Raw genomic sequence first — 14948 nt, 5'->3', positions numbered from 1 at the left:
TACTGAGCGAAGGTTTAGGGTTCGGTCGCCCGCTGCCTGACATCCCTGCAAGCGGGTCCGGACCAGAAGCGACAGCGCGGTGTGCAGCAAGGCCGGGAGGGGCTCGAGGCACACACGACGCTTTTGGGGGGCTTGAACCTATGGACCCGAACACCCGGGGACCCGAGGAGTACGGCCATGACGGCGACGGCAACGCGCCGCGTCAGCGCCCGCCCAGGGACCCCCTCACACCCGACTTCGGCCAGCACTCGCCCGCGCTCGCGCGCACGGTACAGCTTGTCACGGGCGACTACCTGCTCACCGTCAATCCCGTCGACGGCAGCGAGATAGAGGCCTGCCCGCCGGGCGAGCGCCCGGGGCGGCCCGAGAAGTACACGGCCGCCGAGCGTGCCGAGGTGAACCGCGCGGCCAAGCCGCCTGCCCCGGCGGGACCGGGCCGGCCCTCGCTGCACCTCCTGGAACGCCAGGAGGACCGCGAGCGCCTGGTCCGGCTGCTGGCGCGCGGCCGTTCCGTGCGTCTCACCGGCCCCGCGGGCTCCGGCCGCACCGCCCTCCTCGACCTGGTCGCCGAGGACTGCACGGACCTCGCCCCCGACGGCGTGGTCCGCCTCAGCGGTTTCCACCGCACGCCGAGCGACCTGCTCTACGACCTCTTCTACGCCGTCTACAACGCGCCCCTGCACCGCCCGGAACGGGACGAACTGCTCGAACTGGTCCGGGAGATCGGCGCGGTCGTCGTCCTCGACGACGTCGAGTTCGGCGGCGCCGGTCTCGACGAGCTGCTGGACGCGACACCCGAGTGCGCCTTCGTGATCGGCGCGACGCCCGAGGTGCCCGCGCCCTCCGCCGCCTCCACCCTGGAAGAGGTCTTCCTCGGCGGTCTCGACCGCGCGGGCGGCGTGGAGCTCATCGAGCGCGCCGTCGGCCGGGTGCTCACGGAGGAGGAGGCCAACTGGGCCGGCGACCTCTGGTTCGAGTCCGAGGGCCTGCCGCTGCGCTTCGTCCAGGCCGGCGCCCTGCTGCGCCAGCGCGACCAGCAGCGCGCGGGGACCAGCGCCGTCGAGGCGTTCGGCGTGTTCGAGGACGCGATCCCCGCGGACGCCCCGTTCGACGCCTCGCTCGACGCCGAGGACGGCGACGCCGTACCCCTGCCGTCGCTCGGCGAGGCCGCCGCGCCCGCACCGCTGCTGGCCTCGCGGCTCAGCGCCTCGGCGCGCGCCACCCTGCGGTTCGCCGTCGCGCTCGGCGGCGAGGTGCCGCACCAGGCGCATCTGCCGGCGCTGGTCGGCGACACCCATGCGGACGCCGCCCTCGGCGAACTGGCCGCCTGCGGACTGGTCTCCGCGGTCGGCTCCCGCTACCGGCTCGCCGCAGGGGTCCTCACCCAGCTCGAGGCCGCCGGATACGGCGACGACATCGAGGCGCAGGCCCTGGCCGCCGCCCAGCACTACGCCTGGTGGGCGGGGCACCCCTCGGTCACCCCGGAGCGGGTGTGCGCCGAGGCCGACGCCCTGCTCGCCGCGCTCGGCGTCCTCGTACCGGGCACGACCGCCCCGGCCGAGGGCGAGGAGAGCGTCACCGTCCAGCTGGCCCGCACGGCGGCCCCCGCGTTCGCCGCCGGCCTGCACTGGAGCGCCTGGGAGCGGGCCCTTCGGTCCGGTTCCGAGGCAGCCCGCCTTGCCGGCGAGGTGTCCGAACAGGCCTACTTCCACCACGAGTTGGGCATCCTCGCGCTCTGCGGTGGACAGCTCGACCGGGCCCGCGCCGAGCTGGAGTCCTCCATCGGGCTGCGCGGCGCCCTCGCCGACAAACGCGGCACGGTCGCGGGCCGCCGCGCCCTCGCCCTGGTCTCCGACCGCTCCGGCACCACGCCCGGCCTCGGCTCGACGGCGGGCGAGGAGGTCCCGGACGCGCGCTACGAGGAGTCCCAGTCGCCGCCCGGCGGAGTGCCGGCCGCCTTCCCGCCGAGCCCGCCGCCCTCGTCCGGCGACACCTCCACCATCGTCGTCAACCGGGCCGTGTCCGGCCCGCCGCCCAAGAGCCACCGCGGCGGCATCCGCGGCCTCGCCCGCCGCAACCTCGTCGCGGCCGGCGCGGGCGCCCTGCTCGCCGCCGTGCTCGGCACGGTCGTGACGCTCGGCGCCACGTCCAACAACGACGCCAACAACCCGTCCGACAAGGTCGGCGTCAACCCGTCCGCAAGCCAGGGCACCGACGACGGGAGCCTGGGCGCCGACACGCCGAAGAACGACACCGGCACCGCGACGAGCCGCCCCACACGCCCGGGCGCCAGCGGCACACCCGGCACCTCCGGCGCCCCGACGCCGTCGTCGAGCACCGGTCAGCCGTCGGACGACCCGAGCGGCACGAAGGGGTCGGGGGGCAGTACGTCGAGCTCACCCACCAAGCCGCCGTCGACGCCGACCAGCAAGCCGCCGACGACGCCTCCCAGCAAGCCGTCGACCACGCCTCCGGCGTCCACACCGCCGCCATCCACGTCCCCGCCGCCGACATCGCAGCCGCCGTCGTCCCCGACCACGTCCACCTCGGCCAGCGGCCCGGCGTCCAGCGCCCCCGCGTCCTCCAGCGCCCCGGCGACGACGAGCAGTTCGGCGACTGCGCCGCAGAGCAGCAGCTCCAGCCCGGTCATGTGAGGTCCCGTACACACAAGCGGGCCGGGTCCGTCTCGACGGACCCGGCCCCCTTGCTCGTGGCAGCGGAGGTCAGAACAACCGCAACTTGTCGTCCTCGATGCCCCTGAGGGCGTCGTAGTCCAGCACCGCGCACCCGATCCCGCGGTCCGTGGCGAGGACCCGCGCCTGCGGCTTGATCTCCTGGGCCGCGAAGATGCCGCGGACCGGGGCGAGATGGGGGTCGCGGTTCAGCAGCTCGAGGTAGCGGGTGAGCTGCTCCACGCCGTCGATCTCACCGCGCCGCTTGATCTCCACCGCGACGGTCCGACCCTCGGCGTCCCGGCACAGGATGTCGACCGGGCCGATGGCCGTCATGTACTCGCGGCGGATGAGCGTGTAGCCGTCGCCGAGCGTCTCGATGCGGTCGGCGAGCAGCTCCTGAAGGTGTGCTTCCACGCCGTCCTTGATCAGGCCGGGGTCCACGCCCAGTTCGTGCGAGGAGTCGTGGAGGATCTCCTCCATCGTGATGATGAGCTTCTCGCCCGCCTTGTTGATGACGGTCCAGACGCCCGCCTCCTCGCCCGCGCCCTCCTTCAGGGTGCAGGGCGGGGACATCCAGTTCAGGGGCTTGTAGGCGCGGTCGTCCGCGTGGATGGAGACGCTGCCGTCGGCCTTCACCAGGATCAGGCGGGGCGCCGAAGGGAGATGGGCGGTGAGCCGGCCCGCGTAGTCCACGGAGCATCGGGCAATGACGAGACGCATGGTCGGCAACGCTACTCGACGGGTGTGGGTCCACGCGATTCGCCCTGGAACACCCGAGACAACCCGTGTTCATTCGTGGCTGATTGTGTGCCTAAAGAGGGCTCCCCATGTACGCATTTTCCTGGTGCCGTCACCCCCCGTTGCTTACCGTAGTAAACGGGAGGTCGCGAGACGAGTACTCAGCGTGTTCGGTATCGCGAACTCCCTTATCTGTCCGGCAACCCCTGTCGACCACGGGGGTGCGAGAGGAGAACCCATGTCGCTCGACGTCTCACCGGCCCTACTCGAGAAGGCCGAGCGAGGCGAGGTCGACGAAGCAGAATTCGTCGACTGCGTCCGGACCTCCCTGCCTTACGCATGGGAGATGATCAGCTCCCTGGTGGCCCAGCTGAAGGTCGACGGCGGCAACTTCGCCGACAACCAGACGCCCCCGCCGGACGAGCAGGCACGCGGACAGCTGCTGCGTGCGCTCGCGAGTGACGCGATACGCGGCGCGCTGCAGAGGCATTTCGGTGTCCGGCTGGCCTTCCAGAACTGCCACCGGGTGGCGGTGTTCCCATTGGACGCCTCGGTCGACGAGACGCTGGCCCGCTTCACCTCGGTCCGCAGTCAGGTACTCAACCAGTCCCCGGAGTTCCGGGACTGCTGAGGAGCATGCCGCTTGCTTGCCGCTCCGTACGCGGGAGGTGCATTCAGTACTGGGGCGGCAAGCTCCGCAGCCGGGCAGGCCCGTTCAACCGAGGTGCGGGAGCACCTCGGCGCCCAGCCGCCGTACGTTCTCCTCTGTGGCCGCCAGGTCTCCCGAGCCCTCCACGAGCAGGGCGAAGCGGGAGATGCCGGTCCGCTCGCTGGTGGCCGCGAGCCGGTCGGCGCACAGGCGCGGGGTGCCCACCGGGTGCAGTCCGCAGAGCAGTTCGGTGTACGCCAGCGGGTCGCGCATCTGCCGGGTGCGGCCGTCCACCGTGACATGGGCCTCGAGCCCCTGCTTCAGCCAGCCCGGCATCGCCTTCGTCAGGGCCTCCACGGCGTCCGTACGCCGGTCCGCGATCTGGCAGACGCCGGCCGAGACATGGGCCGCGCCCAGGACCGTCTCCGCGGAGTGTCCCGCGGCGCGCGCGAGCTGCCGCCACAGGGCGACCATGTCGGCCTTCTCCTCGTCACCCACATGCATGCCCAGCAGCATCGGCAGTCCCCGCTCGGCGGCCTGCCGCACACTCGACGGCGAGGTGCACGCGACGACGACCTCCGGGCCCGGCACCTCCGACAGGGACTCCGACGGCCTGGGGACGACGGGCACTTCACGGAAACCGAAGCGCTCTCCCTCGGCCCCGACCGACGGCTCGCGCAGCCAGCGCAGCAGCAGATCGAGTGATTCGGGGAAGCCCTCCTCGTACGCCTTGATGCCGGAGCCGAACACCTCCAGGTCGACCCACGGTCCGCCGCGTCCCACGCCCAGCGAGAAACGCCCGCCGGAGGTGAGGTGCAGCAGCGCGGCCTGCTCGCCGACCGCCACCGGGTGGGCGGTGGGCAGTACGGTGACCGCCGTGCCGACCCGGATCCTGCGGGTCCGGCCGAGGAGTAAGGCCGCCAGTGTGATCGCCGACGGACAGGTCCCGTACGGCACGAAGTGGTGCTCGGCCAGCCAGACCGAGTCGAGGCCGGCTTCCTCGGCGACCTCGGCCGTGCGGACCGCGCGGTGCAGCGCCTCCCCGTGGCCCTGCCCCGGGAACTGGGCCGCCAACACGAAACTTCCTACGCGCATTGCTTTTCCTGCTTCCTTGGCTCCGACGCGGAGCTCCCCCACCCGCATAACCGTCTGACACGTGCCGAGGACACGGCCTGGCGAAGAGATTTGCGGATTGTCTGCAGAATGGGTGGTCGCGGCAGGGCGGGGGGCGGCCGGTGCTCTACGCGTACCCCCGTCCGCGCCCCGTAGGCTGGACGCGGCCCGTGCTCCCTGTATAGCCCCGTGAGGTGTCCCGTGTCTCCGCGTCGCAACCGACCCAAGGGTGCCGACCCGTCGGGCTCGTCCGGCCGGAGCGGCGAGGACGAGCGGCCCGGCCGTTACGGCGGCTGGCAGTCCACCGAGAGCTGGCAGGGGGAGGAGTGGAGCGTCCGGCACGTGGCGGGTGCGAGCGCGCAGGGCAAGACCTACCGCTGCCCCGGCTGCGACCAGATGATCCCCTCCGGCGTCCCGCACGTGGTGGCCTGGCCCGAGCACTCGGGCGTCGACGAGCGCCGCCACTGGCACAAGGCGTGCTGGAACGCGAAGGACCGCCGCACCACGCGGGTGCAGCGGTCCCGTAACGCGCCGAAGTTCTGAAGCCCCGTCACACGTCGCGCTTGTGCAGCAGCGCGACCGCGCCGGCGAACGCGACGGCCGTCACGCCCAGGGCGATCCACACCGGGTCCCAGCCGGTCGGGCCGGTGCGGCTGAGGGTGGTGGTGTAGAAGGCACTGAGCTGGTTCGGGATCGAGTAGTCGAACAGGGCCTGGCGCACCTTCTCCAGGGCCTGCGAGAACATGAACAGCGCGATCACCAGCGGTGCCAGCACCAGGGCGATCATGATGGTGATGGCGCCCGCCGAGTGCCGGATGATCGAGCCGACGAGGAGCGAGAGCAGCCCGAGCAGCGCGATGTAGAGCGAGATGCCGAAGGTGCCCTTCAGCCACTCGCCGCCGGTCGGGACCTTGGCGCCCTTCAGCACGGCGACGTCCATGACGGCGACCAGGAGCACCGAGGCGAAGGTGACGGTGAACGCCACCGCGAAGAACACGATCGCCTTCGCCGCCAGCACGCGCGCGCGTGACGGGCACGCGGTCATCGTGGTGCGGATCATGCCGGTGCCGTACTCCGAGGCCGTGGTCAGCACGCCGAGCGTGATGATGCACATGCTGCCGAGGAGCAGCCCGAACACACCGAAGGACAACGGGTTCTGGCCCTGGAGGCTGTCCTCGCCCTCGTTGGCGGAGACCAGCACGGCGACCAGCATTCCGATGCCTACGACCAGCAGCAGGAACACGCCGAGCGTCCACATCGTGGAGCGCACCGATCTGATCTTCGTCCACTCCGAGGAGATCGCGTGCCCGAGATGGGTGCGCACCACGGGGATCGGCGAGGTGTAGGTGGGGTACGGCGAACCGGGCGCCGCCGCCTGCCAGTCGGGTGCGGCGGCCTGCGGCATCGGGGGCTGCGGGGTGCTCATCGGGCGTCCTCGGGCTTGGTCAGGTCGGCGGGGGCGGCGGAGGCGGGGCGCTGGGGCGGCGCGGCCGGCGCCTGGGGCGCCGCGGGCGCCGGCTGGGCGTACGGGTTGGGCTGACCCGCGCCCGGGGCGCCGGGGGCGCCGTACGGGCCCGGCTGCCCCTGCGGCATCGCGAACGGCTGTCCGCCCTCCTGGGGCGACGGCGGGGCGTACCAGTCCGGCTGGCCCTGCCCCGGCACCGGCATCGGCGGCTGCACACCGGGCGGCAGCGGCTGCTGCAGCCCCGCCTTCTGGTCGATGGTCGAGCGGTAGTCCACGGCCCCCTGTGTCATTCGCATGTACGCCTCCTCCAGCGAGGCCTGGTGCGGCGACAGCTCCCACAGGCGTACGTCGGCGTCGTGCGCGATGTCGCTGATGCGGGGGAGCGCCAGCCCCGTGATCCTGAGGGCGCCGTCCTGCTCGGGCAGCACATGCCCGCCCGCCTCGGTGAGCGCGGAGGTCAGCTTCTCGCGCAGCTGCGGCTCGGTGTCCGGCGTACGCACGCGCGCGAAGTCGGCGGAGTTCGCCGAGATGAAGTCCTTGACGCTCATGTCGGCCAGCAGCTGTCCGCGTCCGATCACGATGAGGTGGTCGGCGGTGAGCGCCATCTCGCTCATCAGATGGGAGGAGACGAAGACCGTACGGCCCTCCGCCGCGAGCGCCTTCATGAGGTTGCGGACCCAGAGGATGCCCTCGGGGTCGAGGCCGTTGACCGGCTCGTCGAACAGCAGCACCTGGGGGTCGCCGAGCAGCGCGGCGGCGATGCCGAGCCGCTGCCCCATGCCGAGGGAGAAGCCCTTGGAGCGCTTCTTGGCCACCTCCTGGAGGCCGACCACGCCGAGCACCTCGTCGACCCGGCGGGCCGGGATCCCGGACAGCTGGGCCAGGCACAGCAGATGGCTGCGGGCCGACCGGCCGCCGTGCACGGCCTTGGCGTCGAGCAGGGCGCCCACCTGGCGGGGGGCGTTGGGCAGCTTCGGGTACGGGTAGCCGCCGATCGTCACCTGCCCCGCGGTGGGGTTGTCCAGGCCGAGGATCATGCGCATCGTCGTCGACTTGCCGGAGCCGTTCGGGCCCAGGAAGCCGGTGACGGCACCCGGCCGCACCTGGAAGGAAAGGTTGTACACGGCGGTCTTGTCGCCGTAGCGCTTGGTCAGGCCTACAGCCTCGATCATGCTCCGCACCCATCAAAGGTTCAGGACAGCGGGGCACACGCCCCCGTAAGGGTTAGGAGGATATCGAGGAGCTGACGGTTCCGCTCAAATGAAAGTAAAGCAATGTGACTCCGCTTCCCGGCGGAGCGATGCCCGCGGAGCGCTACGCGTCCCGCCTCTTCAGCAGCACATAGCCGCCCGCGAGGGCCGCGAGCACCCACAGCACCATGATCCCGAGGCCGCCCCAGGGGCCGTACGAGGTGTCCTCGTCGATCCGCGGGACCACCTGCATGATCTTGCTGCCTGCCTGGTCCGGCAGGAACCGGCCGATCTTCTTCGTCGCGTCGACATTGCCCAGGATGTTGGAGATCAGGAAGAAGAACGGCATCAGGATGCCCAGCGACAGCATCGGCGAGCGGAGCATCGCGGCGACACCCATCGAGAACACCGCGATGAGCGTCATGTAGATGCCGCCGCCGATCACGGCGCGCAGCACATGCGGGTCGCCGATCGAGGCGCGGTGCGCGCCGAGCATCGCCTGCCCGAGGAAGAAGGCGACGAAGCTGGTCGCCAGGGCGACGGCGAGCGCGAGGCCGGTGGCCACGGCGATCTTGCTGAACAGGAAGGTGCCGCGCTGCGGTACGGCGGCCAGCGAGGTGCGGATCATGCCGGTGCTGTACTCGTTCGAGACGACGAGCACCCCGAACACGATCATCGCGAGCTGACCGAGGCTCATGCCCGCGAAACTGATGAAGGTCGGGTCGAAGGTCAGCCGGTCCTGCCGGCTCATCTTGTCGAACTCGTGGCTGGACAGCGCCGAGATCAGCATGCCTAGGGCGATGGTGACGACCACGGCGAGAGAGAGTGTCCACACCGTGGACGCCACCGACCGGATCTTGGTCCACTCGGACCGTACGACCTGCATCGCGGCCATGCTCATCTCCTCTTCCAGTCCTCGCCCCAGTGCTGCCGCTGCGGGGGCCTCTCGAAGGGCGTCTCGAAGCGGGTCTCAAAGGGCGCATCGAGGGGCGCATCGAGGGGCGCATCGAGGGGAGTGTCGGCGTGCGCGTGGTACTCCACCGCCCCCGCGGTCAGCTGCATGAACGCCTCCTCCAGGGAGGCCTGCTGGGGGCTCAGCTCGTGCAGCACGATCTGGTGCTGTGCGGCCAGTTCGCCGATCTGTTCGGCCTTGCCGCCGTCCACCTCGAGCGCCCCGCTGCCGGACTCGATGACGGTGACGCCCTCCTCGTGCAGCACGTCGAGCAGCCGTTCGCGCTGCGGGGAGCGGATCCGGATGTACGAGCGGGAGTTCCGCTCGATGAAGTCGGCCATGGAGGTGTCGGCGAGCAGCCGGCCCTGGCCGATGACGACGAGGTGGTCCGCGGTCAGCGCCATCTCGCTCATCAGGTGGGAGGAGACGAAGACCGTACGTCCCTGGGCCGCCAGGGACTTCATCAGATTGCGGATCCAGTGGATGCCTTCGGGGTCGAGGCCGTTGACCGGCTCGTCGAACATCAGGATCCGTGGGTCGCCGAGCAGCGCACCCGCGATCCCGAGCCGCTGCCCCATGCCCAGCGAGAACCCCTTGGCCTTCTTCCTCGCGACCGCCGTGAGGCCCACCGTGTCGAGGACCTCGGCCACCCGCCGTCTCGGGATGCCGTTGCTCTGCGCGAGGCACAGCAGATGGTTGAAGGCGCTGCGGCCGCCGTGCATGGCCTTGGCGTCCAGCAGGGCGCCGATGTACCGCAGCGGGTCCCTGAGGTGGTCGTAGTGCCTGCCGTCGATCCGGACGTCCCCCGCGGTGGGCCGGTCGAGCCCCAGCATCATCCGCATCGTCGTCGACTTGCCGGCCCCGTTCGGCCCGAGGAACCCGGTCACCATGCCGGGTCTGACGGTGAAGGTGAGGTTGTTGACCGCCAGTTTCTCGCCGTACCGCTTGGTCAGGCCCTCGAGCTCGATCATGAAGTCACGCTAAGACCGGGGTTCGGGGGCTGCCACTCGAACGCTCGTGGGGTATGACAAAGGCCCGCACCGTTCGGGGGAGAGGGTGCGGGCCCTTGCCGTTGCCGTGTCAGGCGGTGTTACCGGGTCTGCTGCGCCGGAACCCCACGGGAGATCGGCTCGTCCTCGGCCGGCGAACCGGCGGCGGCCACCGCCGCACCGGTGAGCGTCGCGAGCATCTCGCGGACGTTCGTCAGCTGGGCGTTGATGCTGTCGCGGCGGTTGGTGAGGGCGGCCAGCTCGCGCTCGGATTCCGAACGGATCCGGTCGGCCTTGGCGTTCGCGTCGGCCACGATGTCCTCGGCCTGGCGCTGAGCCGTCTCCACCGTCTGGCGGGCGCGGCGCTCGGCGTCGGTGCGCAGCTTCTCGGCCTCCAGGCGGAGCTGCTCCGCGCGGTGCTCGATCTCCGCGAGGCGCTTCTCGGCCTTGGCCTGACGGGACGCCAGGTCGCGCTCGGACTGCTCGCGGCGCTTGGCGAGGTTCGTCTCGAAGTCGGCGGCGGCCTGCGCGGCCTTGGCGCGGGTCTCCTCGAAGAGGGCGTCGGCCTCCTCGCGCTTGGACTGCGCGTCCTTCTGCGCCTCGGAACGCAGCTGCGAGGCGTCACTCTTGGCCTTCTCGACGATCCGGACGCCCTCGTCCTCGGCCTTGGCCTTGCGCTCCGCAGCGAACGATTCTGCGTCGTTGCGGACCTGCTGGGCCGCCGACTCCGCAAGTTCGCGGTGCTGCTCGGCCGCGCGACGGGCCTCCTCGCGCAGATCCTTGGCCTCTTCCTCGGCGAGGCGAAGGATCTTCTCGACACGCGCGCCGAGACCGGCGTACGACGGCTCTGCGTCGCTTACCTGGGCCTGGGCGTTCTGCGTCTCGAGGTGGAGCTCCTCGATGCGCTTTTCCAGAGCGGTGATGCGGGCGAGAGCGCTGTCACGGTCGGAGACGAGCTTGGAGATTCGTTCGTCCACCTGAGCGCGGTCGTACCCACGCCGCACAAGCTCGAAGCCGTAGGGGGAAGTGTCGCTCATGGGGTTCCTGTCAAATGAGACCGGTGAGGTGATAGGGGGAATCCTAGGGGCCGAAGCGGTGTGTCATCGAGCGGATACGTGTTTGATCTGGAGAATGAGACCCCTTTTGGGTGGCTAACCCTCGGACCACTTGCCAAAAAATTGGTCAAAGGCCCCAGATGGCGCCGCATGTGACCCTGTCGATCAGCTGTCCGACGGCTTACCCGAACGGGGGGCGCCGACCGTGGCACCCGCCTTGACGCCACCGTCCTTGCCCGCAGTCGGGGCCTCGAAAGACTCCAACGCCTCCAGGACGTCCTGGACACGGGAGATCTCGGCGTTGATGTCCTCGCGCCGGCGCACCAGGATCTCCAGCTCGCGCTTTCCTTCCTCGACCGTGCGCTTGGCCTCGCGGATCGCCTCGGCCTTGAGCTCCTCGGCCTCCCTCACGAGCGCCGCCTTCTTCTGCTCGGCCTCCTTCAGGAGCCCCTCGGCCTTCTTCACGGCGGCGATACGGACCTTGCCTGCTTCGGAGTTGGCCTCCGAGACCAGCTCCTTGGCCTTCGCCTGCGCCTTGGCCAGCTGCTCCTCGGCGGCCTTGATGAGCGCGTCGCAACGGTCGCCCGCCGACTTCATCGTCTCCGCGGACTCCCGGCGGGCCCGCTCGTGCAGCGCCTCGATCTCAGCGGTGATGCGCTCGCGCAGCTCCTCCGCGCGCTCGCGGATGGAGGTGGCGTCCCGGCGGGCGCCGACGAGCAGTTCGTCCGCGTCGGCACGGGCCTTCTCCACCCGGGCGTTGCCCTCGACCGTCGCCTCCGAGACCAGGCGCTCGGCCTCCTTGCGGGCCGCACCCACCATGGTGTCGGCCTGCGCCTCGGCGTCGGCGGTGGTCTTGTGGGCCTGCTGCTGCGCCTCGGAGAGCAGCTTGTCGGCCTCGGCGGTGGTCTCCGTGATGAGGGTGTCGACCTGCTCGGCCACGTCCTGGCGCCGCTTGTTGGCGTCCTTGCGGGCCTCGTCGAGGGTGCGTTCGGCCTCCTCGCGCGCGGCGTTGACCAGCCGCTCGGCCTCCGCCGCCGCCTCCGCCTTGACCCGCTCCGACTCGCTGCGGACCCGCTCGGCGTGCTGCTGCGCCGCCCCGACCGTGTCGGCGGCCTCGGCGCGCAGCCGCTCCGCGTCCCCGGTGGCGTCCGCGATGAGCTTCTCCGCCTTGGCGACCGCCTCGACGCGCACCCGCTCGGCCTCCGCGACCGTCTCGGTGCGCAGCTGGTCGGTGTCCCGGACCGTCTCCGTGGTGAGCCGCTCGGCCTCGTTGCGCGCCTCGGTGATGAGGGCGTCCGCCTGCGTCGCCGCGTCCGAACGGATGCGATTGGCGTCCTCGCGGGCGTCCGCCCGGGTGCGCGCCGCCGCCTGGTCGGCCTCGGCGATCGCGTCCGATGCCTCCGTACGCGCCCGCTGCGCGTACTCGGCCGCGTCCGAACGCAGCCGCTCCGACTCCGCGATCGCCTCGGCGACCGTGCGCTCGGCAAGCGACTTGGCGGCGTCGGTCTCCTCGTTCGCCTCGCGCCGGATGCGGCTCGCGTCCTCGCTGGCCCGCTCCCGCTCGGCGTAGGCGTCGGAGCGGACCCGGTCCGCCTCCTCCTGTGCCTCCCGGCGGGTACGGTCCGCCGCGTGCTCGGCGGCGCTGCGCAGCCCGGTGATCTCCTCCTGGGCCTGCTCGTGCAGCCCGGCCACGGAGTCCCGTACCTGCTGGGCGTGCTGCTCGGCGCCCGACACCATCTCGGTCGCGCGCCGGTCGGCCTCCTCGACCAGGCGCACGGCCTCGGCCTGCGCCTCCTCCACGCGCTTGCGCGCCGAGGCGAGCAGCTCCTCGCTCTGCTCGCGCGCCCGCTCGCGCTCCTGGTCGGCCTCGGTGCGCGCCGCGCCGAGGGTCTCCTCGGCCTCGCGACGGCGCCGGTTGGCCTCCTCCTGCGCGGCGGCCAGCGTCTCGGACGCCTCCGTACCGAGCCGCTCGGCGGCGGCCAGCGCCTCCGCCCGCACCCGGTCGGCGCTCTCCTGCGCCTCCGACTTCAGCCGCTCCGCCTCCGCGGCCGCCTCGGACCGCAGGCGTACGGCGATGGCCTCGCCCTCGGCCCGGGACGCGGACGCGTCCGACGCGGCCTCGTTGCGCAGCCGGTCGGCCTCCGCCTCGGCCTGGGCCTGCAGGGTGCGGATCCGCTCGGCGGCCTCGGCGCGCAGCCGCTCGCTCTCCTCGGCGGCCTCGCGGCGGATCCGGGAGGCCTCCTCGCGGGCCTCGGTCAGGGCCTGCTCGGCGGCGGCGAGGCGCTCCTCGGCCTCCGTGCGCAGCCGCGTCAGCTCCTCGGCCGCCTCGGCGCGGCGGGCCTCCATGGCCCGCTCGGTCTCCTCCTGCAGCTCCCGCGCGGCCCGCTCGGCCTCGGCCTTGATGCCCTCGGACTGCTCGACGACCTCCTCGCGGTGCCGCTCCGCCTCCTGACGGGTGCGCTGGAGGGTCTCCTCGGCCTGCCGGCGCAGCGTGGTCGCCCGCTCGATGGCCTCCGTACGGACCTTCTCGCTGTCCGCGGTGGCCTTCTGACGCAGCTCGTCCGCGTCCTGCCGGGACTTCGCGAGCAGCTCCTCGGCGGTCTTGGCCGCCTCCTCGATCTGCTGGACGGCCTCCTTGCGGGCCTCCGCGCGGATCTTCTCGCCCTCGGCGACCGCGTCGGCACGCAGCTGCTCGGCCTCGCCGCGCAGCCGGCGCGCCTCCTCCTGCAGCTCGACCGTCTTGGCGCGGTACTCCTTGGTGTCGTCCTTGGCCGCGCCCTTGAGCTGCTCGGCCAGGTCGTGCGCCTCGGCGCGCAGCCGGTCCGCCTCGGCCTCGGCCTCGGAGCGGATCCGCTCGGCCTCCTCGGCGGCGGCCTTGGTGGTGTTCTTCGCGTCCTCCTGCGCCCTGTTGAGGACGTCCTCGGCCGTCTTGGCCGCCTTGGACAGCTGGGTCGCGCTCTCCTCGGCCGTGATCGTGCGGGCCTTCTCGGAGGCCTCGGCGACGATCCGCTCGGCCTCGGAACGGGCGTCCGCGACGACCTGCTCGGCATCCGACTTGGTGGCCTCGGCCTCCTTGGTGGCCTCCTCGACCAGCCGGGCGACCTGCTCCTTCGCCGTACGGGTGCGCTGCTCGTTCGTCGACTCGGCGCTGGCGAGGGCCTTCTCGGCGGCCGCGGTGGCCTCGGTGACCAGCTTGTCGGCCTCGGCCTGCGCCTTGCGCAGCGCCTCCTCGGCCTGCGCCATGCGCTGCTCGGCGGCCCGGCTCAGCTCCTGCGCCTGGCGGCGGGCGGAGTCCGACTCGGTGGCGGTGGAACTGCGCAGCTGCTCGGCGTGGTCGGTGGCCTCCTGGGCCTGGGTGGACGCGGCGTTCAGCAGCCGCTCGGCGTCCGCACGCGCCCGGCGCAGCAGCTGGTCCGCCTCAGCGCGGGCCTCCTCGGCCTCGCTCTGCAGCCGCTGCCTGGCCTCGCTCGCGACCCGCTCGGCCTCCGCACGGGCGGCGGCCAGGGCCTGCTCGGCCTCGGCACGGGACTCGTCGAGCAGCCGGCGCGCCTGGGACTCGGTGCGGGCGCGCAGCTGCTCCGCCCAGGCCACGTTCTCGTTGACGTGCGACTCGACGGTCTGCCGGCGCTCGGCCAGCTCCTGGTCCAGCTGCTGGCGGCGGGTGACCGCCTCCTGGTGCAGCTCGGCCTGCAGCCGGGCGGCCTGCTCCGCGTGCTCCTGGAGGATGCGCTGGGTCTGGGCACGGGCCTGGCTGAGCTCGCGCTCGGCGTCCTGACGCAGCTGGTCGGCCTGGATCTGCGCGTTCCGCAGCAGCTGCTCGGCCTGGTAGCCGATGTCACCGCCGTCGAAGGCGGGCCGGGACATGATGGTGCGGCGCGCCTCGTGCAGCTTGGCGCGCAGCACCTCGACCTGGTAGCCGAGGTCCTCGGCGTGCTGGATCGCCTTTTCCCGCTCGGTCTTCAGCCGCTCCATCTCGGCCTCGAACCGAGAGAGGTGGTCGACGTCAGCCGCCGGCTCTCGCTCCTGGCGTTCGTAGCCCCGCACTGCGCGGTCCCATCCGTCCCCTGGTCGCAAGTCTGGCCAAACGAGCTCCGTCCATCCGCCGAACGGGGCCCCCGGGGA

Annotated in this window: 11 protein-coding genes; 3 read left to right on the top strand and 8 right to left on the bottom strand. The window is 71.9% G+C overall.

Features of this window, described 5'->3' with window-relative positions:
* Positions 1 to 140 precede the first annotated feature (140 nt).
* Entirely contained in the window at positions 141 to 2654 is a 2514-nt protein-coding gene (locus ACWCRD_RS31235; protein ID WP_450969109.1) for an ATP-binding protein, read from the top strand.
* A gap of 69 nt (positions 2655 to 2723) precedes the next feature.
* On the opposite strand, the gene nucS is transcribed toward ACWCRD_RS31235, so the two are convergent.
* Positions 2724 to 3395 (bottom strand): endonuclease NucS, encoded by a 672-nt coding sequence (gene nucS, locus ACWCRD_RS31230; RefSeq protein WP_450969108.1) that lies wholly within the window; start codon positions 3393 to 3395, stop codon positions 2724 to 2726.
* A gap of 256 nt (positions 3396 to 3651) precedes the next feature.
* Between nucS and ACWCRD_RS31225 the strand changes: the two genes are divergently transcribed.
* Complete coding sequence (locus ACWCRD_RS31225) at positions 3652 to 4044, top strand: SCO5389 family protein (RefSeq protein WP_030928593.1); 393 nt, start codon at positions 3652 to 3654, stop codon at positions 4042 to 4044.
* Between the two features lie 84 nt (positions 4045 to 4128).
* Here the strand turns inward: ACWCRD_RS31225 and ACWCRD_RS31220 are convergent, their stop codons facing one another.
* On the bottom strand, positions 4129 to 5157 hold the full coding sequence (locus tag ACWCRD_RS31220; protein WP_450969107.1) for an LLM class flavin-dependent oxidoreductase: 1029 nt from the start codon (positions 5155 to 5157) through the stop codon (positions 4129 to 4131).
* Positions 5158 to 5376: 219 nt separating this feature from the next.
* On the opposite strand from ACWCRD_RS31220, the gene ACWCRD_RS31215 reads away from it, so the two are divergent.
* Entirely contained in the window at positions 5377 to 5718 is a 342-nt protein-coding gene (locus ACWCRD_RS31215) for an ATP/GTP-binding protein (RefSeq protein WP_450969106.1), read from the top strand.
* Positions 5719 to 5725: 7 nt separating this feature from the next.
* Here the strand turns inward: ACWCRD_RS31215 and ACWCRD_RS31210 are convergent, their stop codons facing one another.
* The 6 genes from ACWCRD_RS31210 to scy form a co-directional block, all read right to left on the bottom strand.
* Positions 5726 to 6601, bottom strand: a complete 876-nt coding sequence (locus ACWCRD_RS31210) for an ABC transporter permease (protein WP_450969105.1) — start codon at positions 6599 to 6601, stop codon at positions 5726 to 5728.
* The gene (locus ACWCRD_RS31205; protein ID WP_450969104.1) at positions 6598 to 7812 is read right to left on the bottom strand and encodes an ATP-binding cassette domain-containing protein; all 1215 of its coding nucleotides are present in this window, start codon (positions 7810 to 7812) and stop codon (positions 6598 to 6600) included. Before ACWCRD_RS31205 ends, ACWCRD_RS31210 begins: the two co-directional genes overlap by 4 nt.
* Positions 7813 to 7954: 142 nt before the next feature.
* A complete protein-coding gene (locus tag ACWCRD_RS31200) occupies positions 7955 to 8725 on the bottom strand; it encodes an ABC transporter permease (RefSeq protein WP_450969103.1) in 771 nt (256 codons plus the stop codon).
* A 2-nt stretch (positions 8726 to 8727) separates the two neighbouring features.
* On the bottom strand, positions 8728 to 9753 hold the full coding sequence (locus tag ACWCRD_RS31195; RefSeq protein WP_450969102.1) for an ABC transporter ATP-binding protein: 1026 nt from the start codon (positions 9751 to 9753) through the stop codon (positions 8728 to 8730).
* Positions 9754 to 9872: 119 nt separating this feature from the next.
* Complete coding sequence (locus ACWCRD_RS31190; RefSeq protein WP_450969101.1) at positions 9873 to 10808, bottom strand: cellulose-binding protein; 936 nt, start codon at positions 10806 to 10808, stop codon at positions 9873 to 9875.
* A 183-nt stretch (positions 10809 to 10991) separates the two neighbouring features.
* Positions 10992 to 14870 (bottom strand): polarized growth protein Scy, encoded by a 3879-nt coding sequence (scy, locus tag ACWCRD_RS31185; RefSeq protein WP_450969100.1) that lies wholly within the window; start codon positions 14868 to 14870, stop codon positions 10992 to 10994.
* Positions 14871 to 14948 lie beyond the last annotated feature (78 nt).

The sequence above is a fragment of the Streptomyces sp. NPDC002092 genome (genome assembly GCF_053593775.1).
This window is presented reverse-complemented; position numbering and strand designations above follow the sequence as displayed.

What these genes read in the sequence shown, in the direction of transcription:
- ACWCRD_RS31235 (WP_450969109.1), top strand. Translation starts at nt 141, where the DNA reads ATGGACCCGAACACCCGGGGACCCGAGGAGTACGGCCATGACGGCGAC.
- nucS (WP_450969108.1), bottom strand. Translation starts at nt 3,395, where the DNA reads ATGCGTCTCGTCATTGCCCGATGCTCCGTGGACTACGCGGGCCGGCTC.
- ACWCRD_RS31225 (WP_030928593.1), top strand. Translation starts at nt 3,652, where the DNA reads ATGTCGCTCGACGTCTCACCGGCCCTACTCGAGAAGGCCGAGCGAGGC.
- ACWCRD_RS31220 (WP_450969107.1), bottom strand. Translation starts at nt 5,157, where the DNA reads ATGCGCGTAGGAAGTTTCGTGTTGGCGGCCCAGTTCCCGGGGCAGGGC.
- ACWCRD_RS31210 (WP_450969105.1), bottom strand. Translation starts at nt 6,601, where the DNA reads ATGAGCACCCCGCAGCCCCCGATGCCGCAGGCCGCCGCACCCGACTGG.
- ACWCRD_RS31205 (WP_450969104.1), bottom strand. Translation starts at nt 7,812, where the DNA reads ATGATCGAGGCTGTAGGCCTGACCAAGCGCTACGGCGACAAGACCGCC.
- ACWCRD_RS31200 (WP_450969103.1), bottom strand. Translation starts at nt 8,725, where the DNA reads ATGGCCGCGATGCAGGTCGTACGGTCCGAGTGGACCAAGATCCGGTCG.
- ACWCRD_RS31195 (WP_450969102.1), bottom strand. Translation starts at nt 9,753, where the DNA reads ATGATCGAGCTCGAGGGCCTGACCAAGCGGTACGGCGAGAAACTGGCG.
- ACWCRD_RS31190 (WP_450969101.1), bottom strand. Translation starts at nt 10,808, where the DNA reads ATGAGCGACACTTCCCCCTACGGCTTCGAGCTTGTGCGGCGTGGGTAC.